This window comes from Marinobacterium jannaschii DSM 6295 (assembly GCF_000620085.1).
Classification (GTDB): Bacteria; Pseudomonadota; Gammaproteobacteria; order Pseudomonadales; family Balneatricaceae; genus Pontibacterium; species Pontibacterium jannaschii.
Window position 1 is genome coordinate 1 of the sequence record NZ_JHVJ01000031.1, and the last position, 23,405, is coordinate 23,405.

The 23,405-nt window shown below is 52.9% G+C and carries 23 protein-coding genes and 1 pseudogene; 7 read left to right on the top strand and 17 right to left on the bottom strand.

Annotation, left to right across the window (positions count from 1 at the left end):
- The coding region (locus Q354_RS0113965) for an integrase core domain-containing protein (protein WP_027858149.1) at window positions 1-283 on the top strand (283 nt) is incomplete at its 5' end.
- Between the two features lie 76 nt (window positions 284-359).
- Here Q354_RS0113965 and Q354_RS25825 read toward each other — a convergent pair.
- The 3 genes and pseudogenes from Q354_RS25825 to Q354_RS0113980 all read right to left on the bottom strand — a co-directional run.
- Window positions 360-978, bottom strand: a pseudogene (locus Q354_RS25825) (transposase); the annotation flags it as partial.
- Window positions 979-1,021: 43 nt separating this feature from the next.
- On the bottom strand, window positions 1,022-1,246 hold the full coding sequence (locus tag Q354_RS25830; RefSeq protein WP_036229915.1) for a hypothetical protein: 225 nt from the start codon (window positions 1,244-1,246) through the stop codon (window positions 1,022-1,024).
- A 98-nt stretch (window positions 1,247-1,344) separates the two neighbouring features.
- Window positions 1,345-3,114 (bottom strand): P-loop NTPase fold protein, encoded by a 1,770-nt coding sequence (locus Q354_RS0113980; RefSeq protein WP_027858150.1) that lies wholly within the window; start codon window positions 3,112-3,114, stop codon window positions 1,345-1,347.
- A 908-nt stretch (window positions 3,115-4,022) separates the two neighbouring features.
- Here Q354_RS0113980 and Q354_RS0113985 point away from each other — a divergent pair.
- Window positions 4,023-5,144, top strand: a complete 1,122-nt coding sequence (locus Q354_RS0113985) for a mandelate racemase/muconate lactonizing enzyme family protein (protein WP_027858151.1) — start codon at window positions 4,023-4,025, stop codon at window positions 5,142-5,144.
- A gap of 212 nt (window positions 5,145-5,356) precedes the next feature.
- On the opposite strand, the gene Q354_RS0113990 is transcribed toward Q354_RS0113985, so the two are convergent.
- The 7 genes from Q354_RS0113990 to Q354_RS0114020 all read right to left on the bottom strand — a co-directional run bounded on the left by Q354_RS0113990 (window position 5,357) and on the right by Q354_RS0114020 (window position 9,953).
- Window positions 5,357-6,571 (bottom strand): winged helix-turn-helix domain-containing protein, encoded by a 1,215-nt coding sequence (locus tag Q354_RS0113990; protein ID WP_027858152.1) that lies wholly within the window; start codon window positions 6,569-6,571, stop codon window positions 5,357-5,359.
- A gap of 120 nt (window positions 6,572-6,691) precedes the next feature.
- Window positions 6,692-7,066 carry a nuclear transport factor 2 family protein gene (locus tag Q354_RS0113995; RefSeq protein ID WP_027858153.1) on the bottom strand — a complete coding sequence of 125 codons (375 nt, stop codon included), beginning with the start codon at window positions 7,064-7,066 and terminating at the stop codon, window positions 6,692-6,694.
- 155 nt (window positions 7,067-7,221) lie between these two features.
- Window positions 7,222-7,572, bottom strand: a complete 351-nt coding sequence (locus Q354_RS0114000) for a VOC family protein (protein ID WP_027858154.1) — start codon at window positions 7,570-7,572, stop codon at window positions 7,222-7,224.
- Between the two features lie 80 nt (window positions 7,573-7,652).
- Window positions 7,653-7,949 (bottom strand): nickel-type superoxide dismutase maturation protease, encoded by a 297-nt coding sequence (sodX, locus tag Q354_RS0114005; RefSeq protein ID WP_027858155.1) that lies wholly within the window; start codon window positions 7,947-7,949, stop codon window positions 7,653-7,655.
- Window positions 7,946-8,446: a superoxide dismutase, Ni gene (sodN, locus tag Q354_RS0114010; protein WP_027858156.1), complete on the bottom strand. Its 501-nt coding sequence runs from the start codon at window positions 8,444-8,446 to the stop codon at window positions 7,946-7,948. The genes sodX and sodN overlap by 4 nt, the downstream gene beginning before the upstream one ends.
- Before the next feature lie 22 nt (window positions 8,447-8,468).
- The gene (locus Q354_RS0114015) at window positions 8,469-8,894 is read right to left on the bottom strand and encodes a hypothetical protein (RefSeq protein ID WP_027858157.1); all 426 of its coding nucleotides are present in this window, start codon (window positions 8,892-8,894) and stop codon (window positions 8,469-8,471) included.
- Window positions 8,895-9,197: 303 nt separating this feature from the next.
- Entirely contained in the window at window positions 9,198-9,953 is a 756-nt protein-coding gene (locus Q354_RS0114020; protein WP_027858158.1) for a hypothetical protein, read from the bottom strand.
- A 214-nt stretch (window positions 9,954-10,167) separates the two neighbouring features.
- On the opposite strand from Q354_RS0114020, the gene Q354_RS25835 reads away from it, so the two are divergent.
- Window positions 10,168-11,031: a hypothetical protein gene (locus Q354_RS25835; protein WP_156948352.1), complete on the top strand. Its 864-nt coding sequence runs from the start codon at window positions 10,168-10,170 to the stop codon at window positions 11,029-11,031.
- Here Q354_RS25835 and Q354_RS0114030 read toward each other — a convergent pair.
- The 4 genes from Q354_RS0114030 to Q354_RS0114045 all read right to left on the bottom strand — a co-directional run bounded on the left by Q354_RS0114030 (window position 10,970) and on the right by Q354_RS0114045 (window position 14,897).
- Window positions 10,970-11,632, bottom strand: coding sequence for a ceramidase domain-containing protein (locus Q354_RS0114030; protein WP_027858159.1), 663 nt, complete (start codon window positions 11,630-11,632; stop codon window positions 10,970-10,972). The two genes, Q354_RS25835 and Q354_RS0114030, sit on opposite strands and share 62 nt — an antisense overlap.
- Before the next feature lie 217 nt (window positions 11,633-11,849).
- Window positions 11,850-12,143 (bottom strand): membrane protein insertion efficiency factor YidD, encoded by a 294-nt coding sequence (gene yidD / locus Q354_RS25840; RefSeq protein ID WP_051560149.1) that lies wholly within the window; start codon window positions 12,141-12,143, stop codon window positions 11,850-11,852.
- 234 nt (window positions 12,144-12,377) lie between these two features.
- Complete coding sequence (locus Q354_RS25845; protein ID WP_036229929.1) at window positions 12,378-13,778, bottom strand: pyridoxal phosphate-dependent decarboxylase family protein; 1,401 nt, start codon at window positions 13,776-13,778, stop codon at window positions 12,378-12,380.
- Between the two features lie 201 nt (window positions 13,779-13,979).
- Window positions 13,980-14,897: a LysR substrate-binding domain-containing protein gene (locus tag Q354_RS0114045; protein WP_027858160.1), complete on the bottom strand. Its 918-nt coding sequence runs from the start codon at window positions 14,895-14,897 to the stop codon at window positions 13,980-13,982.
- 194 nt (window positions 14,898-15,091) lie between these two features.
- Here Q354_RS0114045 and hisD point away from each other — a divergent pair, with 194 nt between their 5' ends.
- Together hisD and Q354_RS0114055 are read left to right on the top strand one after the other, a co-directional pair.
- Window positions 15,092-16,414: a histidinol dehydrogenase gene (hisD, locus tag Q354_RS0114050; RefSeq protein WP_027858161.1), complete on the top strand. Its 1,323-nt coding sequence runs from the start codon at window positions 15,092-15,094 to the stop codon at window positions 16,412-16,414.
- A gap of 9 nt (window positions 16,415-16,423) precedes the next feature.
- A complete protein-coding gene (locus Q354_RS0114055) occupies window positions 16,424-17,620 on the top strand; it encodes a DegT/DnrJ/EryC1/StrS family aminotransferase (protein WP_027858162.1) in 1,197 nt (398 codons plus the stop codon).
- A gap of 300 nt (window positions 17,621-17,920) precedes the next feature.
- Here the strand turns inward: Q354_RS0114055 and Q354_RS0114065 are convergent, their stop codons facing one another.
- From Q354_RS0114065 to Q354_RS0114075, 3 genes are all read right to left on the bottom strand, one after another.
- Window positions 17,921-19,135 carry a porin gene (locus Q354_RS0114065; RefSeq protein WP_027858164.1) on the bottom strand — a complete coding sequence of 405 codons (1,215 nt, stop codon included), beginning with the start codon at window positions 19,133-19,135 and terminating at the stop codon, window positions 17,921-17,923.
- Between the two features lie 527 nt (window positions 19,136-19,662).
- Window positions 19,663-20,034, bottom strand: coding sequence for a hypothetical protein (locus Q354_RS28275; protein WP_156948354.1), 372 nt, complete (start codon window positions 20,032-20,034; stop codon window positions 19,663-19,665).
- Window positions 20,035-20,132: 98 nt separating this feature from the next.
- On the bottom strand, window positions 20,133-20,816 hold the full coding sequence (locus Q354_RS0114075; protein ID WP_027858165.1) for a response regulator transcription factor: 684 nt from the start codon (window positions 20,814-20,816) through the stop codon (window positions 20,133-20,135).
- A 201-nt stretch (window positions 20,817-21,017) separates the two neighbouring features.
- Here Q354_RS0114075 and Q354_RS0114080 point away from each other — a divergent pair, with 201 nt between their 5' ends.
- Both Q354_RS0114080 and Q354_RS25850 read left to right on the top strand, forming a co-directional pair.
- Window positions 21,018-22,223, top strand: coding sequence for a TolC family protein (locus Q354_RS0114080; protein ID WP_027858166.1), 1,206 nt, complete (start codon window positions 21,018-21,020; stop codon window positions 22,221-22,223).
- Window positions 22,224-22,239: 16 nt separating this feature from the next.
- Complete coding sequence (locus Q354_RS25850; protein WP_169828891.1) at window positions 22,240-23,403, top strand: efflux RND transporter periplasmic adaptor subunit; 1,164 nt, start codon at window positions 22,240-22,242, stop codon at window positions 23,401-23,403.
- Window positions 23,404-23,405 lie beyond the last annotated feature (2 nt).

A 23,405-nucleotide genomic window follows, 5' to 3' on the forward strand; every position in this document is an offset into this window, starting at 1 on the left:
CACAATCATTCGATGTGACAACGGCCCAGAGTTCATCAGCCATGAATTCATTGGATGGGCACGTAAGCGCGCGATTAGAATTGAGTATATCCAGCCGGGTCAGCCTCAACAGAACGCTTATATCGAGCGATTTAACCGCACCGCACGATATAGCTGGGTCAGTAAGCATCTGTTCGAGAGGCTGGACGATGTCCAGGATTATGCAACGCGATGGTTATGGTTTTACAATCATGAACGACCACACAAAGCCAACGGCGGTAAACCACCACTGAAGGCAGCTTAACCTCTACTTTTGGCATCAGCTAAAAATGGGAGGATTACCGCCTCAGCTGGTTGCTGCCGGTACTCTCGTATTCGTTGCTGTATCGAGGTAAAGTCCGATCGCTCCGGGCAATCTGCGATAACAGCCCGAATCGGATTCAGATCGACATAAGCCATACAGGTCAGCAGTCCCTGCTCATCCAGCAAGGCCTGGCTTTTAAAGCGTCCCTCCCAGAACCGGCCGGTACAGTTGTCTTCCTGATTCGCCAAACGGGCAATATGTTCATTAAGACAGCGCATAAACCAGCTGATATCACTCAACCGACTGCGCCATTCCGCGATGATCTCCGCGACCTTATCCAGCTCCGCTGGCGAACAGCAGCCACCGTCCAGAAACCGCTGTATCAGCACCGGGCCGGTAAACAACAGCTTCCAGCGCCGGATCACCTCTGCATTCGTCCAGCATTCAGCCTGCGACTGATCGACCCTTAGCACCAGATGATAGTGGTTGGACATAATGGCGTAGGCACAGATATCGATAGCAAACACCGCATCCAGCTCCGCAATCCGATCCAGAATCCATTGCCGACGATGCTCAAACGACTGGCCCGAAAACTGATCTTCACCGCATAAAAAAGCACGGCGAACACAACGGGCAATACAGTGGTAATAAGGGGTAGCTGGCAGGCTTACCTGCTCACAACGGGCGCGGGTCATTTGAACTCCTCCATGAGATTCATCTATTGCAGCCATTCCGTGGCTACCGGGATTCACTGTAGATCAGCCAATCCCAGCTGTAAATTTTGTGGGTGTCCTTTTTTCCCCTCTTATCCTGAACCAGATGTTCATCCAACTCTGCCCCTAAAGCAGCCTCGGTGATCTGTTTAATCAGTGGGGTTAGCAGGCCGTCTTTCCCATTGAGATCTTGGCCAGACTGAAGGGCCTTGGCGAAGGCCTGGATATCGATTTCGTATTTGTCAGACATGGTGTGTCACTCCCTGTAGGGGTTAAACTATAGAGGTGACACAGAATTTTGAACACTACCCAGCCAAAGCTTTTTGTGTCCGCCCTTTAAGCACTTTGTTAACTAGCACTTTGCCCTTTTTCAGATATATGTTTTTCCATTCTAGAGTGTGCTTCAAGTAAGCTATCATGAAGATCGACTAAACTAGCAACTTTTAGTCCTACACCTAGCTCTTTTTGTAAATCATCAACCATTAAATATAATACTTCTAAAGCTTCTAATTCTGATTTAAAAAAATCTTCAATGTTATTGAAGCTATACCTCTGCTTGATGAATCTAGCGAACTGAAAAACATCTTCATTAGACCAAGTACGAAGGGCTGCTTCTACTGTCTCTGGACTCAGATTGTGAAAAATAGGTGTATGCATCAAATTCTGGCAAACATCATCCTTTATATGAGCCCACGATAATTGAAATTTTTTAGAGAATTCAGAATTTTTATTATCTGCCTTTAGAGCATCTAGCTCAGATTTTTTCAAGTAGAATTTTTTACTGACTTCGTCATCATAAAAGTTAATTCGATACCTGTATTCAAACTCATCTTCTGCAGTTGTTATCTTAAACCTATTTACATCGACGCTTCCACATAATTCTAATAAACTAGTTTTCGTGTACTGTTTTGAGTCGATAACTTTGTTAGTAAGCATATAGATATATGTGTCACAAATACTGAACCATTCATAAATATCTACATCAGTTTCTGATGATATGAATTTTTCTAGTAATAACACTCCTTCTTGAAACTCACTTTCCGGTAATTGATTTTGTACCCAAGGGGACTTCATGGCATCAAGGAGAGTCTGCTTTATTGGTAAATTTAGTTCTACCTTTAAATTTGTGAATTCATAAAGGCCATCACAGCAGTAACTTATTAACTTTTCATTAGAGCCATAGAAGCTACCAGCAAATATTGCATCCAACTTTTCATAATCACTAGTTTCTTCATTGTCTTCTATTTCTTTATCTTTCTTCATTTGACGAATAAGTCTTGAATCAATAGCGTCAATGATTTTTTCTTTAGAAAAAGAGCGCTCGAACTTTGCACAGCATATTCTTACTATATCCCCTAAAATTCTTGATAGTGCTTGATCAAGAACAACATTTTCTATTTGAGATACTTCTTGTTGAATACGAGTAAATTTTGATAGAGCTCTTTTTAGGACTCTAATGTTTTTCGAGTTTATAGATGTAATATTTAGAAGAAGTTCGTTAGCTAATTGGTCACTAAGAGTTGTATATTCTTCTTTAAGGATTGAGGCGACTTCTTCATGTGTAAAACTAAATTTATATTTATCTGCAAATACCTTTTCAATATCATTTTTACAGTTAAGTTTATCTTCATTGGCAACGACAACTACTTTTATATTTTTTGACTCTGCTAAGCTTAAACTCTCACCTAAAATATTTTTTATTAGCTTTTCATCAGCAATTCGTTCCAAGTCATCTAGGATCAATACACAATCATTAAGTTCACCATACAATTTATATTTATATGCCCCCGCAGCTCCGCTTAACACAGCTCCAACTCCTCTCTCCCCGAAGTTTATTGCTGCACCATCAATAGCTTTAGAAAAATATTTTGCAAATATAGAGGCTTCTTCTTTGTCAGTTAATGATAATGAGATGATTTTATCTCTAAAGTCATCAATACTAGAAATACCATAAAGAGAAAAAAAATAAATTTCTTGACGGAATTGTTCTTCAATCCTTGCTTTTAAGTGGTGCTTTATAAAGTGAGTTTTACCGCTTCCCCATGCCCCATCAAGTAATACAACCTGAGGAAATGAAGTATCTTGCAATAGCTCTATTATTTGATCGGCTTGCTTCACAGTAACCTCGATATTGACCGTGCTAGTTAACAGCTAGATATATGTCAGATTGACGTGTTTAAATACGTCAATTTGACATATATCTACAAAACGGAGATTCAATAACGGTGGGTAAGTGTTTGATTCTGCTCACATCCTTAAGCATTGCTCCAGAGTCCTTCTGTGAAAAGCGTCAAAGTGGTGTCTATCCTCGCATAACTCTATCTGCGACGAAATCCCTTGAACTCTTTTCTCCACCATTGGTTGATCCAATACCTGTTTGTAAACTGCTCGGTCACTCCATTTCACACTACGGAGTACCGCTATTCCTGTAAATCAGCCCTTCGACGCAGCCGGGCATTAACGGCTGATGCGGGTCAGCGGGCCGGATGTTTGACGCGCGCAGCGAGGCGTGTTCACCACACCTCGTAGTGGACGGCAAGCGCAGGGAACAGGCGTAGCCCATAAGTCGTAGGACACACTTTCTTTTTATTTATTTTCTTTATGCGAGTAGAGGAAATGAACAACCACCAAAATCGGCATTGGTACATAGTTAGATAAGAGCCTAAGCGGTCAGAACCTTGTAGGAGTGCACTCCGTGCGCGACTAGTACTGGCACGGAATTCGTTCGCTCGCGAAGCGAGCTCCCACAGTGATTGACCTGGGAACTGCCGTGGGTTTCGCTTCGCTCTACACCACACTACGGAGTGCCCCATTTCCCCCTTCGACGCAGCTGAGCATTGACGGCTGAACTACAACACTTATGGATAGATCACAGCGTTATTCAGCCTTACTGAAGTAATCCTTAAAAATTATTTGTTTGTCTGCAGCACTGGCCTTTCTTAAGGTGACAAAGCATCAGGATCAGCTACAGCGCCTCGCCCGCTGCGGCCAATAACAATAAGATCGCCAACCAGTGAAAGTGAACCATGAAGATCAAACAGATAGATGTCTTTCAGGTCGACCTGCCCTACTCCGGCGGTACCTATAAGCTCTCCGGCGGCCGCCTGTTCAGCAGCTTCGATGCGACCTTTGTCCGGATTACCTGCGATAACGGTTTGGAGGGCTGGGGGGAATCTACCCCGTTCGGCGCGACCTATATCGCGGCTCACGCCCTGGGCGTACGGGCGGGGATTGCCGAGATCGCGCCCAACCTGATCGGCCGCGATCCACGTCAGGTCGACCGGATCTACGATGCAATGGATCAGGCCCTGGTCGGTCACCTGCATGCCAAGACTGCGCTGGATATCGCCTGCTGGGATCTGTTCGGCAAGAGCGTCAACCTGCCTGTCTGTGAGTTGCTGGGCGGTAGCACCGGCGAGGCGATGCCTGTTATCTCATCAATCTACGCCGGCGAGCCGGAGGATATGCGCGGTCGCGTCGCCGCCCACCGTGGACAGGGCTATAAAAGTCACTCGGTAAAGGTCGGTGCATCTGAAAGCGAAGGCGGCCCTTCGCTGGATGCCGCAAGGATTGCTGCCGCGCTGGCGGACCGCCAGCCGGGTGAGTACTACATCGTCGATGCCAACGGCGGTATGAGTGTCGAACACGCCCTGAGGATGCTGCGCCTGCTACCGGCGGGGCTGGACTTCGTACTGGAAGCGCCCTGCGCCACCTGGCGCGAGTGCATAAGCCTGCGTCAACGCACCGACGTGCCGATCATCGCCGATGAACTGGCACTGGACGATCGCAGTATTATCCAGCTGATCGCCGATGATGCGGCGGACGGAATAGGCCTGAAAATATCAAAAAACGGCGGCCTGACGCAGGGTCGCCGCCAGCGCGATATCTGTACCGCTGCCGGCCTGACCATGAGCGTGCAGGAAACCACCGGCTCTGATATCGCCTTCGCCGCGATCGTCCACCTCGGCCAGAGCGCGCGCCCTAACCTGCTGCGTTCGGTACTGGAGTGCCGCGATATGGTCAGCCTGCAAACCGCCAGCGGCGACTTCCCGATTATCGATGGCAAGGTGCGCGCACCTGCAAGCCCGGGGCTGGGCATTACCCCGGATATGGATGTGCTTGGCGAGCCGGTGGCGAGCTATTTTTAATGGTGATGGCAGCTGTAGCGAGCGCCGCGGCCTGATTTGACAGGGCTGCATGAAGCGTTGCCGGCGACTTACGATCAGGGGGTGAGTCGCACGATCTCTCTGTTGCGGCTGCGATCAGCCATGCATAGTTTTATCCGCTTTATAGCACGCTTGACTGTTTGCTTCCGAAACTCAGCCAGGCTGCGCCCTGCCAGATCGCCTCTATACGGGCATCACGCCAGCGGTTTTAGCGCGCTGCGCAGGCGCTGTGCCAGCTGTTTGGGGTGGGCTTCAGTCAAAGACACTGCGTCACATGCCTGAAAGTGGCAGAAGTGGGTAATGGCATCCACAAATGCCTCGATAACCAATTCATCATCGAAGCTGTGCGGTTCAAAGTGCAGGCGTTTTATCTCCAGGTGGCGGATTTTCCGATAGGCCTTACAATCCATCCGCCCTATAAACTCATCGCGGTACAGTAGCGGCAGGGAAAAATAGCCATACTGACGTTTGGCTGCCGGAAGATAGCATTCCAGCTGATAATCATACTGAAACAGTGCTTTGAGGCGCTCGCGCTGAATAACGCTGTTATCGAACGGTGAAAGAATCAACAGACGGTTTTTCAGCCGCCGAAGGGGACGTTCGAATCCCCCGGCTTCCAGCAGAAATACTTCACCAGTCCCCACTTGCAGCTGCTCTAAAGTCCCCGCTGCCAATCGTTCATTGACCAGGGTTTTCACCGCTTTGCGGAGTTCAGTATTCCGGCGCAGGTAGGTCAGCCCCTTAAGTGAAGCAAAGCCATGGCAGCGCAACTGCTGATCGACTATATGCTCGGCAAACTCTTCAATGGAGGGCATTTTCGAATTAACCGCAGGTGGCAGTACCCGCTCGGTAAGATCGTATGTTTTCTGGAAACCATCCCGGTTGCTGACCATCAGCTCACCTTCCATATACAGTTGTTCCAGCGCCTTTTTCGCAGGCTTCCAGTCCCACCAGCCGGCCCGCTTTGTCGTGTTCGTTTCGAGATCCCGCGACCGTATCGGACCTTCTGAACTCACACGCGCCAGCAATTCCCCCATAAGCTTTCTGTCAGGATTTTTATACCAATGGGTCTGGCCACTCTTAATCGCCTGTTTGTAGGGGAGGGAAAAACGAAAATCGGCAACAGGTAAAAAGGCGGCGGCATGTGACCAGTATTCAAAAATGTCGCCGTCGAGCAGCAGCTGATTGATCATGGCTGGCTTGAAATCAGGCACCCTGGAATAGAAAACATGGTGGTGTGCCCGCTCCACCACCGATATGGTGTCGATCTGTACATAACCTATATGGTTAATCGCCTTACGTGCCCCCGCCAGACCACGTCCAAACGGCTGCGCCTGCAACAAGCCCTGTGCTGCCAGTGCAACGCGACGCAAACGCGCCAGTTCTTGTGGCCGTTTAATTACAATCATAATGCCTTCATTCGACGTTTTTTTATCCGGATATCCTAGACCGCCCCTTGAGCGGCCAACAACCTGGTGATTCAGTAGTGCGCGCTATATTGCGGACTGAGCCTGGCGGATAGCAACCTGTCAGGTAATGATTGTCGACTGTGCCGACACAAGCTGTAACTGGCTGCCCGATTTAGACCAGACCCGGGAAAACGCAAAGCTGCCGTTGGCCTCTGCGCCATTGTAGAGCCCTTTGATTTCTGCATTCACGTAAACGAACGCGAAATTCCCCTCAGGCCTGACCTGCAATTCAGTGAATTCGATTGAGTCGATCGACAGTAAACCGGATTGATGCAAGGCGATATCGTCTTGTTTACTTGCTCTGTGACCAAGGTGATTGATAAACACCAGATCATTCGCAAGCAGTTCATCCAGTACAGCAATATCTGAATCAACCATGGCGGCCTTAAGCCTTTGCTCCGCTGCTACCGCTTGCTGTACTAAATCATTCTTCATAACGTAAACGTCCCTGTATCAATTAATGAGACTGCCGGATTAGTGCACCCTATAGGTAGCCATCCCCCCACCAAGCGGAAAAACGGCAAATGCGGAAACGGAAGGTCAGCCTGATCGTCGTGCCAGAGCATCTGGGCCACTTGCAGAAGTGCGCTTTAAGCCTGCTGCACCAGTGTCAGTACATTACCGCTGTTGTCTTCGAAGTGGGCCAGTACGCCGCCCCAGGGCTGGCGTTCGGGGGCACCGACAAAGCGCACGCCCATAACACTAAGTTCACGGCAGCGGCTGCGCAGGTCGTCGATCTGGAAGGAGATGCCGAGGAAGCGCCCGGCCTCGAACTCACCGGCTACGGCGGGCTCGATCAGCAGGTCGCAGTTGCCGGCGTCGAAGCCGAGCCAGCCCTGATCCGGGCTGCCGAACTTCAGGCTCATGCCGAGGGCATCGCGGTAGAAGGTTAAAGAGGCCTGAAGATCGTCGCTGGGTATTCTGACGGCGCTGAGGTGCATAGTCGCTTCCTTACTGAGAACGGAGGATGTGGCGAGTTTACCACAGGCACCCGCGGCTCTGGCTGCGGCTTAGGTCGGCCTCAGTCGGGCTTAATGGTCCAGCAGACCACGCCACAGAGGTGATCGCGCTCGACCGGTCCCATCTGTTCCATTGTCAGGCTCTGATCGTTCTCCCCACGCAGCCAGAGGTAGCCCAGCGAGTCGATATGGTCGAGCCGCTTGACCAGATAGCCAAAGCGCAGGTGATAGACCTTCACCAGCATCCCCGGCCGCAGATTCAGCCAGCGCGGCCAGGGCATCACCAGCACAAAGCTGTCGGCCGGTAGCCGGGGGGCCATGCTCTGGCCCTCTACCCGGCTCAGGTGAAGGCTGCTCATGCCAGTTTCGGGTAGACCAGCTGCTCGGCCGGTGGATACGGGCAGGTGGCGGTGTAGGTTGCAACGCCTTTGGTGGCCCAGAAGATCTCGGCAAAGCGGTTAACCTGGTTCAGCAGCTCCAGCGCGCGGTCGCGGTTGATATGCTGTTTCGCGGCCGATGCCGCCAGCATGATGCCGTGGGCCAGGTCGTGAATCTCCGGAAACTGTTCAAACTGCGGCTGTTTGAAATAGTCGCCCCAGATCACCCGCACCTCTTCCTTCACTTTGAGGCCATGTTCCTCCTTCTGCGCCACCAGGCGGGAAAACTGGGCCTGCTCATTGGCGGTCAGGGTACCTTTGGCACTCAGCTCTTCCAGTAGATCGACCATACGAATCATGGTCAGGACTGCCAGCTGGGCGCTGATCGGATCGTAGATCTTGCAGGGGATATCGCAATGGGCTTTAACACGGGGCAGCTTGATGCGTTTGTCCAGCGCAGAGAGGGCTTGATACAGCATATTCGGATTCCTTGGTTTGCAGTTAGTGGTAGGTGGTACCGGCTCCCAGCCACTGCTGACTGCGCTGTAACATCGACATACAGTCATCGCAGAGCGGATGTGAGCGGGCGAAGCTCATCAGGGGTGGCAGGGTATATCTCATCGCCCTTGAGGCGTTTTGCAGCAGCCTGTGATTACCCCGGGCATCGGACATCAGTCCCAGTACCCGCCGATGGGGTTCCATCAGGTGCTGCAGGGCGCGTTGCTGATCACTGCAGCGCTGATACAGTTCGGCCAGATTATGGTGGTTGGCGATCAGGCAGATCAGCCGGTCGTCAGACTGTTCCGGCAGCAACTCCAGGTGCTCGAACCGTTGCAGCGCTGACAGGTAGTGTCGCTCGGCATCCGACAGGCGTCCGGACTTGAATGCTTCATTACCTGTACGCATCAGTGCTTTCCATGAGTTCATCCGACCACCACTTAAACTTAATAATAACGATTCGTATTTATATTCAAATAACTACGCTAAGTAAAGCGAATAAGTCACTCTCTGCCAGTTTGAGTCTGCAATGAGTGGTGAACTGAGTCTGTGTCTGATGGTGCGGAGCGCACGCGGCAGCAGCTATGGCGTTGTATACGCCAGCTTGGCAACTGGATACCGAGCTTCCATTCAGGCCGGTATCGGTGTGCCCTGTTCATATTCTGCAAGTGCGCTACTTAAGCCTGAATGACCGTTAACAACCGTTTTATTGCAGCGAGGCACAGGCCCCGGCTATGGGTTGCTTTTCACCAGTGTTTCCTCCGTCGGAACATCCGACGATGTCGCCAGCGCTAACTTCTTTGGCAGCAGCCCGATCAGGTTGCGGGCGCTCTCCTGGGCTACATCGGTGAAGCTGATATCCTTCTCCTGCCCGGTGTCTTCCGACAGGTTCAGCTCTTCCACCCCTTCCCAGGCGATGGTGCCGTTGCGACTGTCCCAGACCTGAACAAAGAGGCGGATATTGGCGTGCTTGGTCTGGAACAGGCGCATGCCCAGTATGCCGAAACGGCCACGTGAGTCCTGCCGGAATTCAGCCAGTTTAAGCTGAACCAGGTAGCGGGCGCCGGAGGCTTCACCCACCTTCAGCAGGGTCTCACGGTCAAAGATCCCGGACATCCGGTAGTTGTTCAGCATCTGGTTATAGTCCGTTGCCAGTCCGGCCTGGTTAATCGCGCCCAGGGTTTCCGGCAGCGAGATATAGGGGATATCCGGACGTTCTGCCGCCAGCGTATCGGCAAAGATAAAGGCCACGGTTTCACGGTCTTCTTCGTTGCGGTTGACGGTCGAGGGGCTCATAAAGGCGATACCACCGCTTTGCAGTGATTCGGAGGTCAGGCTAAAGACCTTGTGGTGCAGGGATGAGTGCTTCTGGTGAAGTGAGCAGCCGGAGATCAACAACCCGGCCAGAATCAGGTAGATGAAGATCAGGCCATTCGGCCCAACCCGTTTTAAACTGGAACCCTTCCCTGGCGGGTAACTTAATCGCATAAGCCTGCTCCTCAGTGGAATTCTGAAGCGGCCTGATCTCCGGTTTCTGCGCTGAGGCAGAAGGATGGTGACGGTCGCTTCCCAGCAGACCCTCAGGATTCAAGTGGTAACCACAGGTGACAACTTGTTTCGGGGTATATACAGAGTCTAGACAGTGCAGAACGGCAGTGCTGTAAATTAAACTTGCAATAGATTCAGCAATTGCCGAATCTGGATGACTCAATGTACTTTCTTTGCCATCAGGCCCATTCCGGACGCAATGATGAAGCACTTTGCCCTGCTGTTTTTGCTGTTACTCGGCCCCCCTATAGCCGCTGCCGGGCAACCGCCTCCGGCCGCAGCGCCCGATGCCGCGCTGCTGAATCAGATCGCCCTGCGCATCTGGCACAACGAAGGGGCTGGCAAGCGCGAATATCTCACCTACTGGAGCAAAAACGAACCCTTCCCCTCGCTGGGTATCGGCCACTTCCTCTGGTATCCCAAAGGTCGTAGTGACCGGTTTGAAGAGCAGTTTCCGGCCCTGCTGGATTCACTGAAGTTACAGGGCATCCCCCTGCCCGACTGGCTCAGCAACAGTGATGGCTGTCCCTGGCCCGACCGGCAAAGCTTCTACGCCGACTTTGACGGGCCGCGTTTACGGTCGTTGCGTCAGTTACTCAGCGACACCCTGCCTCAGCAGGCTGCCTTTATTCTGCAGCGCTTTAATCAACGCTCTCAACAGATGCTGGCAGACAGCTCGGCTGCTGAAAGCGCCGCGCTGGAAGGGCAGCTAAAACGACTGCGTCAAAGCGCCACCGGCTTCTACGCCCTGCTCGACTACAGTAATTTCAAGGGACTGGGCACCAGCCAAAACGAGCGTTATCAGGGGCTGGGCTGGGGACTGAAACAGGTGCTGTTAGAGATGTCAGCAACGGCAGACAACCCTCCGGCGGAGTTTGCCCGGGCCGCCGGACAGGTACTGAGAAGACGGGTTGCCAACGCCCCCAAGGATGAGTCGCGCTGGCTGCCGGGCTGGATCAGGCGGGTGCAGAGTTATGCTGAGCCTGGGACGACGGTGTCAGCGGGCGCATCAGAATAGAGCGCACCACCAGATAGAGCACCAGTGCATTCAACAGGTGCCAGCCGAAGTGCGTTCCCAGCGGCCAGGCACTGCACAGCAGGTTATCCAGGGTGCGCAGGGACAGAGACAGCATAAAGACACCGAAGGCGATCATCAGGCCATTGCGTTCGGTATGCCGGGTGATGGAATGGTAGAGCGCCAGGCAGAACAGCATCACCGCCGCCGGCAGATAGACCACCGATCCATTCAGGGCCTCGGCGTTCATCCCCGCCAGTACTGTCAGACCGAAGAATCCCAGCAGCAGTGCGACGGAAATAGCCATACTGTGTTTAATCACCCGCTGGCTGTAGAGCCAGAGGAACGCCAGCTGAAACAGCATGATCGGCACTTCATCCGCCCACAGCGACCACTGGCTGGCGAAGGTATGAAACAGGCTGCTACCGATACCGATGGCCACTATCAGGCCTAACAGAACCCTGACCGGCAGATCGAGTTTGTCGCGCTCCCGCGCCAGACGCCAGGCCATAAAAGCAGCGAAGAAAAACGCCATATTGGTGATCGCATTCACCGGTTCCGCCCAGAACCCTGCATCCAGACGCTCACAATAGAGATCAATCATCCAACGTCACCTCCGTTTACGACGTTATTGATCGGTAAACTCCAAAGCCTCCGCAGATATTCAGCCATCAGACTCCACTCGCGTTGAGCGGCCATCGATTCAGGTACACTGCAGATTATTTTGCAGGCAGCCTAACAGGCCCCCATTGCGGTTATCTTAAGTAAAAATTAAACCGCCTGTTCGGCGTCGAAACCGGTGAGAACCTGGACAGAGCGGGCTAACGCCAGAAAATTTCCGGGGCGCAACGCTCCCTGGCCCGCTGGCGACAGCCTTTGGGGTGCTCCTTATCGGAGTCGTGGCAGTGGCGGGCCGCCCGGTCACAGGCGGCGAAGCGCTGGCGGATATGGGGCCACGCCACCCTCAGACCATGGCGCAGTATCAGCTGCTGCACTTCTATCGAGCAACTGGTACCGCCATGAAGCGCCGCATGGGCGCAGCGAAAGCCCTTATAGGGAGAGATAAAACGCTGATAGATCCCGATCAGCGCTGCACAACTGCGCCGAAACCACATAGCGATGCCCCTTTGCCTTGAGATTAGGGTAAGTGTGGTCGCTGGTTGGCAAAGCTGCCAAAAATGAGAAATCCCTGTAACCGGTGGCGACAGGGATTTTTGGGGAGATGGCCGGAAGACCATGAATAAATGTCAGTTGGCGCAGCGACAAAGCCCAATATCACCCATCTGGGGTTCGCGCGCTCACCACCCGCCTGCATTCAGACGAATCTAAGGCTTACTCAGCCTGTTGAATCAGTCCGCGGGCTGGTCCAGCTCACGACCAATGCGCTGGACGTTATCCAGCAAGCGCTGCAGGTCATCATGGCTGACCTCACCGTTTGCAAGGATCAGGCGGATACCGGTACGACCCTTGAAGCGGGCGTAATCGACGTAGGCATTACCTTCAGCCATCATGGTCTTGCAGATCCTGATATTCAGCTGGCGGATCGCTTCCTCGCCCTGAATATGCTGCGGCTCATAGCGGAACAGTACGTTGAGGTAGACCGCCGGGGCCAGCATCTGCAGGTTATCGCGCCCTTCCACCATCTCGACACACTGCTTACGGATCTGCTGCAGCTTATCGATCTTGGCGGCAAAACCCTGATTGCCCATCTCCTTCCAGCTCAGCCACACCTTGAGTGCATCGGCACGGCGGCCACACTGGATCGATCGCTCACCCAGGTTGTAGGCGGCATTCTCATCTTCGTGGAACAGGTATTCACCCCCGCCACCGGAACAGGTCGCCTTCAGCGCACCCTTATGCTTCACCAGAATAACTGCCGCGGTGATCGGCACATTCATCAGCTTATGGGCATCCCAGGTAAAGGAGTCTGCAAGCTGGCTGCCTGCAACGTTGTGGCGGTGCTGCTCAGAGAACAGGATCGGACCGCCCCAGGCACCGTCGATATGCAGCCAGACATTATGTTTCTTAGCCACCTCCGCACAGGCTTCGACCGGATCGTAAGCGCCTACTACGGTAGTACCAGCCGTCAGGCCGATAAAGAACGGGATATGACTCGCCGCCAGGCTCTTCTCGATCTCGGCATCCAGTGCTTCGGGCAGCATGCGGCCATCTTCATCACTGGCCACTGCCACCAGATTATTGCTGCCGATACCCAGCACATTGGCGGCCTTTTCCGCCGAGTAATGCGCCTGATCGGAGGTATAGGCCACCAGCGTCCGCCCCTTGAGGCCCTCGGTTTTAATATCCGGGCAGGCATGGTGACGCGCCAGCATCATGGCGATTAAGTTGGCCTGACTGCCACCAGCCACCATCACCCCTTCGCCCTCATCAAAGCCCACCAGCTTGTTCCACTGGCGGATCAGCTCCATCTCCATCAGGGTCGCCACCGGCCCGACCTGATAGGTATGCATGGTGGCGTTGCTGAGGCTGGTGATCCAGTCGCCCAGCACCGCCGTTTTGTTCTGGCCGGAATAGAGCAGCTTAAAAAAATCAGGCTGGGCCACATCCGGGTTGTAGTGCAGGTAGGCCTTGATTGCCGCTTCCAGCTCTTCCTGGGAGCCGCCCTCATCCGCCAGCGCCAGGTCCAGCTTTGCTGCCAGCTCCTTTGCCTGCGGTGCCTGAGAGACCGGGCGCTCATCCGGAATCCATTCGTTAATTGCGCGGTTAAGAATATCGAGTTGGGTCTGCATATTCCGGGACCTTTCTGATTCTGTTTTTTCGCAGTATAAAAACAGCAGCAACCGATAGACCAATGCCTTTTTCATGCCGCCCGGTTACTTTTTTGCATAGCGGCGTTTTGTAGCCTATTCGTGGGTTTCGCTGCGCTCTACGCCACGCTACAAAAGCATGCTCGTAGCGTGGGTAGAGGAACGAAACCCACGAGCCGAGACTTAATAGATCTGCGCGGTCTGGTCATACAACTCCTGCAGATAACGCCAGAAACGCTCAGCGACTTCGGAGCGGGTGCGCCTGAGGCGATAGAAGCGTACCTGCAGATCGATCGATCTCAGTGCTCCGTTCAGCAACACCAGCTGGCCGGATTCCAGCTCAGCACTGATCAGGCTCCGGGGCAGCCAGGCGATACCCTGCCCCTGCAACACCATCGCCTTCAGCCCTTCCGACAACGCATTTTCATAGACGGTACGCAGCTCCAGTGAGGGTGGTAACTGACTGAGGCACTCCCGCTGTACCAACCGGCCAAAGAAGGATTCCGAGGGATGACGCAGCATTCGCAGTGGCTTGTCCTGTGCCGAATCAAACAGCGGCTGCCCCGATTTATCACAACCGCATACCGGCACCAGCTGATCGGCCCCCACCTGCAGGCTCTCCACCGTATCCTGCTCCAGCTGGTCAAAGATCGAGGGCGAGGCATAACAGAGCAGGAAATCACCGGAGCCGGAGATAAAGGCTTCCACCGCATCATGCAGGTCGCGGGCGCTGACCCGGATCAGGGCATCGTCCGCCAGCGCGCTGAGTGACGCCATCCAGCGCGGGAAAAACGCCACCGCCAGGGCATGCTGGGCGGTGATCAGCAGTTGCTGCTGGTCAGAGCTGATCTCCTGCAGATGGTCCCGGTTGCCGTAGATCTGCTCGATCAGCTGGCGGGCCTGATCGACAAACACCTCTCCCGCCGCCGTTAAGGTGGTGGCCGAGCGGCTGCGATCCACCAGGCTGACTTCCAGCCAGGCTTCCAACGCCCTGATCCGGCGGCTAAACGCAGGCTGGGTGACATGGCGGGCATCGGCGGCGCGGGAGAAGCTGCCATGTTCCACCAGCGCGATATAGTCTTCTAACCACTTCAGCTCCATTCCAGTCTCCCCTGCTATACCTTAAAGCGACAGCTGCATTCCGGTGACGACAATAACAGCGCTGGCAGATCGCTGTTATGCCGAAAAGTAACCACTAAAGCCAAAATAGCATTGGCCCGCCCCCGCCGTCAGCCCCTAGTATCAGGTCAGAAGCTAACAACAATAATCACGAATACAGACTCAAGGGTACAGCTATGGAATATCTGAAACGCTCCACTGCACCGGTTGCCGAAAACGACGAACGGATTCAAGCGACCGTTAAAGCGATGCTAAGCCGCATTGCAGAGGAAGGCGAAAGCGCCGTACGCGAATACGCCGCCCAGTTCGATAACTGGCAGGGCGACTTCGTCCTCAGCGACGCGAAGCGCGCCGAACTGATCGCCCAGGTGCCGGAGCAGGTAAAGCAGGATATCCAGTTTGCCTATACCCAGGTGCGCACCTTTGCCGAAGCCCAGCGCGCCAGCCTGACCGAGTTTGAGATCGAATCCGCGCCCGGTGTTAAGCTGGGCCAGAAGATCATTCCGGTTCAGTGCGCCGGTTGCTACGTACCCGGCGGCCGTTACTCCCACGCCGCATCCGCCCTGATGAGCATCGCTACCGCCAAGGTCGCCGGTGTTGAAACCATCGTTGCCTGCTCACCGCCGAAGGATGGCAGCATCCACCCGGCCATCGTCTACGCGATGGATCTGGCCGGAGCCGATATCATCCTCGAAATGGGCGGCGTCCACGCAGTTGCCACTATGGCCAAGGGCCTGTTTACCGGAGTGCCTGCGGATATCCTGGTCGGTCCGGGCAACGGTTATGTGGCCGAAGCCAAGCGCCTGTTGTTCGGAGAGGTGGGCATCGATGTCTTTGCCGGACCCACCGAATCCGCCATCATCGCCGATGACGATGCTGACCCGATGACCATCGCCGTCGATCTGGTCTCCCAGGCCGAACACGGTTACGACTCTCCGGTCTGGTTGTTTACCACCAGCCGCCGTATCGGCGAGAAAGTCGCCGAACTGATGCCACAGGTCGCGGCCGATATGCCTAACGCCGAAGTGGTGCAAAGTGCCTGGGATAACCACGGTGAGATCATCTTCTGCGACAGCCGCGAAGAGTGCGTCAAAGTCAGCGATGACTACGCCGCCGAGCACCTTCAGGTGATGACCTCCGACCTGACCTGGTGGCGCGATAACCTGAAGAACTACGGCTCGCTGTTCCTCGGCGAAGGCTCCACCGTCACCCACGGCGACAAGTGTTCCGGTACCAACCATATACTGCCGACCAAGCGCGTAGCCCGTTACAGCGGTGGCCTTAATGTGCAGAAGTTCCTCAAGATCCTCACCTACCAGGAGATCAGCGAAGAAGCCAATATGGCGTTCAGCGCCGCCGGTTCCCGCATCTCCCGTGCCGAAGGGATGGAAGGCCACGCCCGCGCCTGTGACTGGCGTCTGCGTAAGTACTTCCCGAACGAAGAGTGGGATTTCCACGTCTATGATCAAAAACGGTACGATCAGAAGCACTACGACTGAGGCCGCGCTATGAAAAAGTTTGAGAAATCCTTTACCCAGCAGGAGTCGATCCCGCAAGCGGGTATCGAGGCGGCGGTTGAAGTGATGCGCTCCGGTCGCCTGCACCGCTACAACACCCTGCCGGACGAGAAGAGCGAAACCGACCTGCTGGAACTGGAGTTTGCCGACTACATGGGCCTGAGCTACTGCCTCGCCTGCGCCTCCGGCGGCTATGCCCTGCATATCGCCATGCGCGCCGCCGGTGTCGAAGCCGGTGACAAGGTGCTCTGCAATGCCTTCACCCTGGCCCCGGTACCGGGTGCGATCCACAACAGCGGCGCGGTACCGGTGCTGGTCGATGTCGCCGAAGACTATTGCATCGATCTGGATGACCTGGAGCGCAAAGCCGCCGACAGTGGCGCGCGCTACTTTATGCTCTCCCATATGCGCGGCCACCTGGCCGATATGGATCGCATTATGCAGATCTGCGAGCGCTACGACCTGTTCCTGATCGAAGACTGCGCTCACACCATGGGCGCCAGCTGGAACGGTAAAATGAGCGGCACCTTCGGTGATATCGCCTGCTTCAGTACCCAGACCTACAAACATGTGAACTCCGGCGAAGGTGGTTTCCTCACCACCCGCCACCCGGAGATTATGGCCCGAGCGATCATTCACTCCGGCTCCTATATGCTGTTTGAGCGCCACTTCGCCGCACCACCGAAAGAGCTGTTTGAGCAGATCCGCTACGAGACCCCGAACTACAGCGGCCGGATGGACAATCTGCGCGCGGCGATCCTGCGCCCGCAGATCGCCGACCTGGATAACCAGTGCCAGCGCTGGAACGCCCGCTACCGCATTTTAGAAACCCAGTTCAACGACTCTGAAGTGATCCATATCCCGGCCCGGTCGGAGAAAGAGCAGTTTGTCGCCAGCTCGATCCAGTTCTCAGTGCCCGGCTTCAGCCGCAAACAGATCCTGCAACTGGTGGCCAACTGCGCCGAACGCGGGGTAATACTGAAGTGGTTCGGTGATGAAGAGCCACGCGACTACACCAGCCGCTACGACAGCTGGCGCTATATCGAAGAGATCCCACAGCTGCCACAAACCAAGCAGATCCTTTCCACCCTGCTGGATATGCGTATCCCGCTAACCTTCAGCGAAGAGGATTGCCAGCTACTGGGCGAGATTATCTGTGAGGAGGCGGTGAAGATTTCAGACCGGTAGCAGCCCCCCTTTTAAAGCTAAAACCGTTTCTGGGTAAATAAAAAGGGCCGGTATACGTATTTCATCTACCGGCCCTTTCTAGGCTGACAGCAGGACCTCCCAGTCTCTAAAGCTTCTCTCTCAGGCGTTTCCAAAAGCCTTGTTTCTGACGGATCAGCGGAGCCTTACTTTCAGATGGCCCCTGATTGGCATATCCAATATCCTGCTTAGGCACTGATGCCGAACAGCCCTGCATGATAGGAGCCAGGGCCAGAAGCAGAACCAGCCCGAGCTGATTCAGGATAGCTCTTACCTTGATCATCAGAATTTAACTCGCGCGCCCAGCAGGGCGACTGTTACCGGCTCATAGTCAACGCCGGCACGGTTACGCTCATAACGATTCACTCCGAAATACACGTCTGTGTCGTATTCCGCAATCGATTGCACGGCCTGAATCCCATAGCCGGTCAACTCATCGTTAGCCCTCAGCATGTCCTGATTCTTGCGGTAATCCACTGAAAAGGAGGTTTTACCGTAGGGTACCAGGTTCGTCTGATACCCTAGTTTAGTGTAAAAGTGTTTCGGATCAGCCCCCGCGGCCGCCAGCGCAGAACCTGCCTTGACTGACCGACTGCTGATCGATACTGAGCCATTGAGACCATTCGCCAGCTTCACCGCTACTGACCCACTGGTAGTTGAATCCCAGTCTTTGTCATCGTTACCGGAGGCATCGGCATAACCCAGAGAGGCTCGCAATTTAAGGTCCTCATTGGTTAAGCCATATCGTGCCGCCACATCCCAAGCACCGCCCTGTGTGGTGCTGGTCGCAAACCCGAGGCCTCCAAAGAATGGTGTATCGTAGCGAATACGGTCAGTCCGGCCCAGGCCATCCAGGTTAGCCCCCAGAGACCCTATTTTGTCGGTATCCAGTACGCCATCTGAGCGACGGAACAGAGCACCAGCCGCACCACCAACATAAGCACCACTGGCAAGCCAGGTGTTAGACAGATCATTCTCAGCAGTACCATCAGATGCAGTCCAGCCTTGCCCCAGCCAAAGCTTACCTAAATTCTCATGTCGGACATAAACTTCAGCACGGCGATCACTGAAAGACTGGCTACCGTCTCCACTCTCTTCATTATTCTGGTTAATGGAAGCTGTACTGTTAGATTCCAGCTGAACTTCCAGCGCACCGCCAACCATAAGATCATTGTTCAGCGTCTTTTCCGCGATAACCCGCAACCGAGTCGCAGAATTATCATTATCTACACTGTTCACAGAACTATCGCTACCATCACTTAAGTACTGAACGGCTCGGTTAATGTGTCCGGATATTTCCACATGTGTTTTTTTTGGCCCTGTATTTTTAGCAGCAGTTCCTTTTCCCTGAGACGCTTTTAGCTGTTCCATCTCCATTTTTAGCTGAGATATCTCACGCTGAATATCTTGCTGAGCACTCCCAGCAGCATAGGCTGCCGAAGAAAGCACAGAGGAAACGGCAATCGCAATAGAGGTAACTACAAATTTGTTTTTCATATCAGACTCTGTTTAATCACACCTAAACAACCATCAGGACTGCATCGCAAACAATAAATGACCAAAACCATCTCTTAATACAAAGCAGACCACCTTTAAAGTTGGAGAACACCTGCTTATATGACAGCCATCCTCCACTTGATTCACAGAGCCATTATTAAAGATATGAATTACAAAACAATACAAAACCACACAAGCGAGCAAATTAGAGGCTTTATTTTAATAAACAGCTTATGTTTTCATTTTCAATTCATAACAAGGGGGAAATAGTGCTCAAAAATCAAAAGAAAATAAAATACTATTTTAGGAAATTCAGTAGAAAAAAGTCGCAGCCCCGACCTATTGAAGGGGGAAAGGGGGATCGAAACTGCGACGAAGGGCTGTACAACTCAGGGAGCGCCGGAGGGAACCGTATCTGTCTGGCAATCAGATAAATCACTCTTCCCGGCATCAGCTTTTACATTTCCGTAACGAAAATGCATACTGCTTCTAATTATCTAACAAGTCGTTGAGTATTGAGAATTATTTTATCGAATGGCAGCCTCCTTTGATGGGTAACCAGGTTCCAGTGAAGAGAATATCTTGTCTACGCTGATATCACCTCTTCGAGTATTTTTTGATTGAACATCTCTGCTTGCAATCGCCATCATAGAGGCTTCCTTAGATGGCCATGCTGGGCCAATTTTTGAAAAATTGTAAGGTTCGCCATCCTTATTTTCAAATCGCTCTGTTCGATCAGTACCTTCAAGCATATGAGCTTCTTTCGAAGGAGCTGCAGGCTCCAGGCCCATGAATGGCGTATTTCCCTGATCAGATATTGCTGAATGATAACCCGCCGCCATTACCTGAGATGACAGAAAAAAAGCAGAAACCAGTATAACTTTAGATATAGCGCTCATGTCTAATTCCTCGATGCTGTATTCATGCAATCAATATAAATTCGAGAAGTGAATTACAAATGAACAAAATTAACTTACCGGAAATTTATACCGATCATTCAGGACCGATCAGTTCTTTCAAAAGGTGTAGCGGCCAGCATATAGCCTCGACCCCACAGAGTTCTTATTCGGTAAGCTCCTACTTTCTTCCGCAAATTCCCTATATGTACTTCCACACAATTCCCTTTGAAACCATTGGGCCTTGTACCAAGCAAGACATTCAGCTCATGTTTTGAAAAGACCTTATCCGGATACATTAATAGCGAACGCATCAATGTCATTTCACTTCGTGTCAAGCAGATTACATCGCCTTTCTCATCCACAAGTTCTGAACGCGCCTCATCCAAAAGAACTCCGTTTAACCGATAGCGACTGCCTTCAAGCTCACAGCGTCCATCAGTGAGACAGTTTCGAACTTCATCTAGTAGCCTCTCTTTTGAAACCGGTCGATGAATTATCCGGCAGATCTTAAAACCGATGATATCTTCACGCTTCGCTGAAGATTCCTGATCGACGATAATCAGCAACGGTATGTTCACCTCTGCCAAAAAGCTCAGTGATAGCCAATCGATCCCTTGCCCAAAGGACCTGTCATAGATAATAAGACCACGCCCTCCACTCCGTGCTAACTTCACTGCCCGTGCAAGATCTGTAGCTTGATCGATTACATAGCCCAGGCTTCGAAGATTCTCTGACTGCAGGTTTCTAAAGACCGTATCTGATTCGACCCAGACAATTCGCATAAACACCTCTGCCCCGGAAAGTTTCTTTTAAAATACTCAAATCCACTCATGATCCCAGCAAATTATAGGGAGAAAAATGAATTGCAAATGAAATCCTGATCGATTGCTTAACAATCTATTAACGAAGTTAATTTCCGTTCATTTGCAAATCATTTAGCAACAATACACTTCCATCTATTCCCGATTTGAACGGAGGTGGAAATGAAGAAACTATTGGGCAAAAGCCTGATTGTGCTGGCGGTATTAACACCGCTGGCGGCCAATGCTGCGACTGAAAGCGAGCGGCAAGAATTGCTGTCATTGCTATCAGAGCACCCACGCTGGCGGCAACAGGAGCAAAATGTCTATGCAGTCGAGGCCGACCTGGATGCGGCACAGCAGCCTATCTACAACCCTGAGCTGTCGCTCAGTTACGAAGATGCCGATACCGCAGCCTATCAGGTGGGTGTCAGCCAAACCATCGACAGGAGTGATAAGCGGGCGATTAATACCCGTATTGCAGAGACCAGGCTGGAGAAACAGCGCCTGATCAAACGCCAGGAGAACAACCGGCTGATAGCCGATACACTCAGGGCAATGGCTGAGCTGGATAGCAGCAACCAACAACTGGTACTGGAGACGCGCAATCTGGCACTGATGCAGAGTTTGGTAGAACAAGCTGAAAAACAGTACCAGGCAGGCGATATCAATCAATCCGATCTGAAACTGGTACGCCTGTCAGTTAGCAACTCAATCCTCAGCCAAACCGAAGCCAATAACCGGCATGCTAAGGCCGAAGCAACCATCACCGAACTACTCGGGCAAGGCGGTCTACAGATGGCTGTTCATGATCTGTCCTTTCAGCCACCATCAGCCGCTGATATTAATGCAATACTGCCGCGGGTATTGGATGTGCGCCTGGCCAAGCTGGACTCTCAGCTGAGTCAGCTGGACATCAAGCGGGCTGCCAGCCTAAGCAAAGCCGACCCGACTATCGGATTCAGCCTGGGAGATGATGACGGCAACGCCACAGCCGCAGTCACATTTACCGTGCCGCTGAATATCCGTAACAGCTACAGTGCAGAACAGCGCGCCAGTGCATTCCGCAATAACCAGAGCACAGAACGACTGAATCAGGTCTTACGCGCGAGCCAAACCTTGTTGGAAATGCTGCAGACCCAGCTACAGATTCTGGATCGCGGTAACCGGCAATCCAAACAGGACAGTGAGACCGAGATTAATGCATTCAGCGCCTTGATGAACCGCATGCTGCAGCTGGGCGAGATTACAACCCGGGACTACCTGCAAAACCTGCAACAACGCAACGAAGCGATCGCTTCCGCGATAGAGCTGAACGCCCGCTATCAGCAAGCCGGTATTGATTGGCTGGAAGCAAGCGATCAGCTATTCAGCTGGCTCAACCGCTAAACCGAGGACAATGAAAATGCCACAGAACTCTCTACTTTCTGCCACTTTGGCGTTGGGCCTGCTGCTGGCGTCTGCGGCCACTCCGGCGAGCAAGCAGGCAGTCGAAGATAGAAATGCCCACCCCGCCAATGAAAATCACCAGAACACAGGAGATACCGAAGAGAATGAAGGGACGATTTCTCTAAGCAAACAACAACGGGCACTGATAGGACTCAAGACCCAGCTGCCACGTAAGCAGCCCCTGCCTCAGCTAATCTCTGCACCGGGAGAAGTAGTTGCTAACCGATACAGCAGCTCTGTTATCTCTCCGATTAAAACCGCCCGGGTGCTGCAGCGCCATGTTGTTCTCGGAGATCATGTCCGTGAAGGACAAAGCTTGGTGACGCTGTTCAGTGACGACCTGCTCAATGCACAAACACGCTATATCAATGCTCATAAGGAGTGGGCGTTGGTGAAACAGCTGGGCAAACAGTCGTCCGGCCGCAACCGTTATGAGAACGCATTGACCGCATTCAGAGCAGCCAGGACCCAGTTGACCTCATTTGGCCTTAGCCGTACCGACATCAACAAACTGGATAACGCTACCGCCCCACAATCTCTCGGGCAACTGGTATTGAAGGCGCCATTTGCCGGCGTCATTCAAAGCGATGACTTTATCATCGGGGAACAGGCAGATCCTGGCCAGCCACTAATCACGCTGGTCGATGAGTCGGAGATCTGGGTCGAAGCTCTGCTGCCACCCGATGCTCTGCAAAGCGATAACAAAAAGCTAACCATCAGTGTCCGCATTGGCAACGAAATACTGCCCGGCCAACTCATTCAGCAATCACATAGTATTGATGAACGCACCCGCACACGCATGATGCGGGTGGCGGTAGATAACAGCGCTCATAACCTGCATCCGGGCCAGTTTGCTAACGTCGATTTCAGACAGTCATCCAAAACCCTGGCTTATCTGTTGCCGGAACAGGCCCTGACCCGCACAGCCGACGGTGACTGGGCACTATTTTATGAGGTCTCCCCAGGTAAGTTTCAACAGGAAGAGGTCGAGGTCATAGCTGACCTGCCGGGTGAGCGCGCTGTATCAGGCCTGCGTGCTAATCAGGCCGTTGTGACTCAAGGTACCTTTTATCTGGCCTCTGAGCAGGCCAAAAGCGGTTTCAATACCCACGGCCACTGAGT

Coding starts and splice junctions, on each gene's coding strand:
- Q354_RS0114000 (WP_027858154.1), bottom strand. CDS start 7,572: ATGCACCTCAGCGCCGTCAGAATACCCAGCGACGATCTTCAGGCCTCT.
- Q354_RS0113990 (WP_027858152.1), bottom strand. CDS start 6,571: ATGATTGTAATTAAACGGCCACAAGAACTGGCGCGTTTGCGTCGCGTT.
- Q354_RS0114015 (WP_027858157.1), bottom strand. CDS start 8,894: ATGAACTCATGGAAAGCACTGATGCGTACAGGTAATGAAGCATTCAAG.
- Q354_RS0113985 (WP_027858151.1), top strand. CDS start 4,023: ATGAAGATCAAACAGATAGATGTCTTTCAGGTCGACCTGCCCTACTCC.
- Q354_RS25850 (WP_169828891.1), top strand. CDS start 22,240: ATGCCACAGAACTCTCTACTTTCTGCCACTTTGGCGTTGGGCCTGCTG.
- Q354_RS0114065 (WP_027858164.1), bottom strand. CDS start 19,135: ATGAAAAACAAATTTGTAGTTACCTCTATTGCGATTGCCGTTTCCTCT.
- hisD (WP_027858161.1), top strand. CDS start 15,092: ATGGAATATCTGAAACGCTCCACTGCACCGGTTGCCGAAAACGACGAA.
- Q354_RS0114045 (WP_027858160.1), bottom strand. CDS start 14,897: ATGGAGCTGAAGTGGTTAGAAGACTATATCGCGCTGGTGGAACATGGC.
- Q354_RS0114020 (WP_027858158.1), bottom strand. CDS start 9,953: ATGCGATTAAGTTACCCGCCAGGGAAGGGTTCCAGTTTAAAACGGGTT.
- Q354_RS28275 (WP_156948354.1), bottom strand. CDS start 20,034: ATGAGCGCTATATCTAAAGTTATACTGGTTTCTGCTTTTTTTCTGTCA.
- sodN (WP_027858156.1), bottom strand. CDS start 8,446: ATGCTGTATCAAGCCCTCTCTGCGCTGGACAAACGCATCAAGCTGCCC.
- sodX (WP_027858155.1), bottom strand. CDS start 7,949: ATGAGCAGCCTTCACCTGAGCCGGGTAGAGGGCCAGAGCATGGCCCCC.
- Q354_RS25845 (WP_036229929.1), bottom strand. CDS start 13,778: ATGCAGACCCAACTCGATATTCTTAACCGCGCAATTAACGAATGGATT.
- Q354_RS0114075 (WP_027858165.1), bottom strand. CDS start 20,816: ATGCGAATTGTCTGGGTCGAATCAGATACGGTCTTTAGAAACCTGCAG.
- Q354_RS0114080 (WP_027858166.1), top strand. CDS start 21,018: ATGAAGAAACTATTGGGCAAAAGCCTGATTGTGCTGGCGGTATTAACA.
- Q354_RS0114055 (WP_027858162.1), top strand. CDS start 16,424: ATGAAAAAGTTTGAGAAATCCTTTACCCAGCAGGAGTCGATCCCGCAA.
- Q354_RS25835 (WP_156948352.1), top strand. CDS start 10,168: ATGACTCAATGTACTTTCTTTGCCATCAGGCCCATTCCGGACGCAATG.
- Q354_RS25830 (WP_036229915.1), bottom strand. CDS start 1,246: ATGTCTGACAAATACGAAATCGATATCCAGGCCTTCGCCAAGGCCCTT.
- yidD (WP_051560149.1), bottom strand. CDS start 12,143: ATGTGGTTTCGGCGCAGTTGTGCAGCGCTGATCGGGATCTATCAGCGT.
- Q354_RS0114030 (WP_027858159.1), bottom strand. CDS start 11,632: ATGATTGATCTCTATTGTGAGCGTCTGGATGCAGGGTTCTGGGCGGAA.
- Q354_RS0113995 (WP_027858153.1), bottom strand. CDS start 7,066: ATGAAGAATGATTTAGTACAGCAAGCGGTAGCAGCGGAGCAAAGGCTT.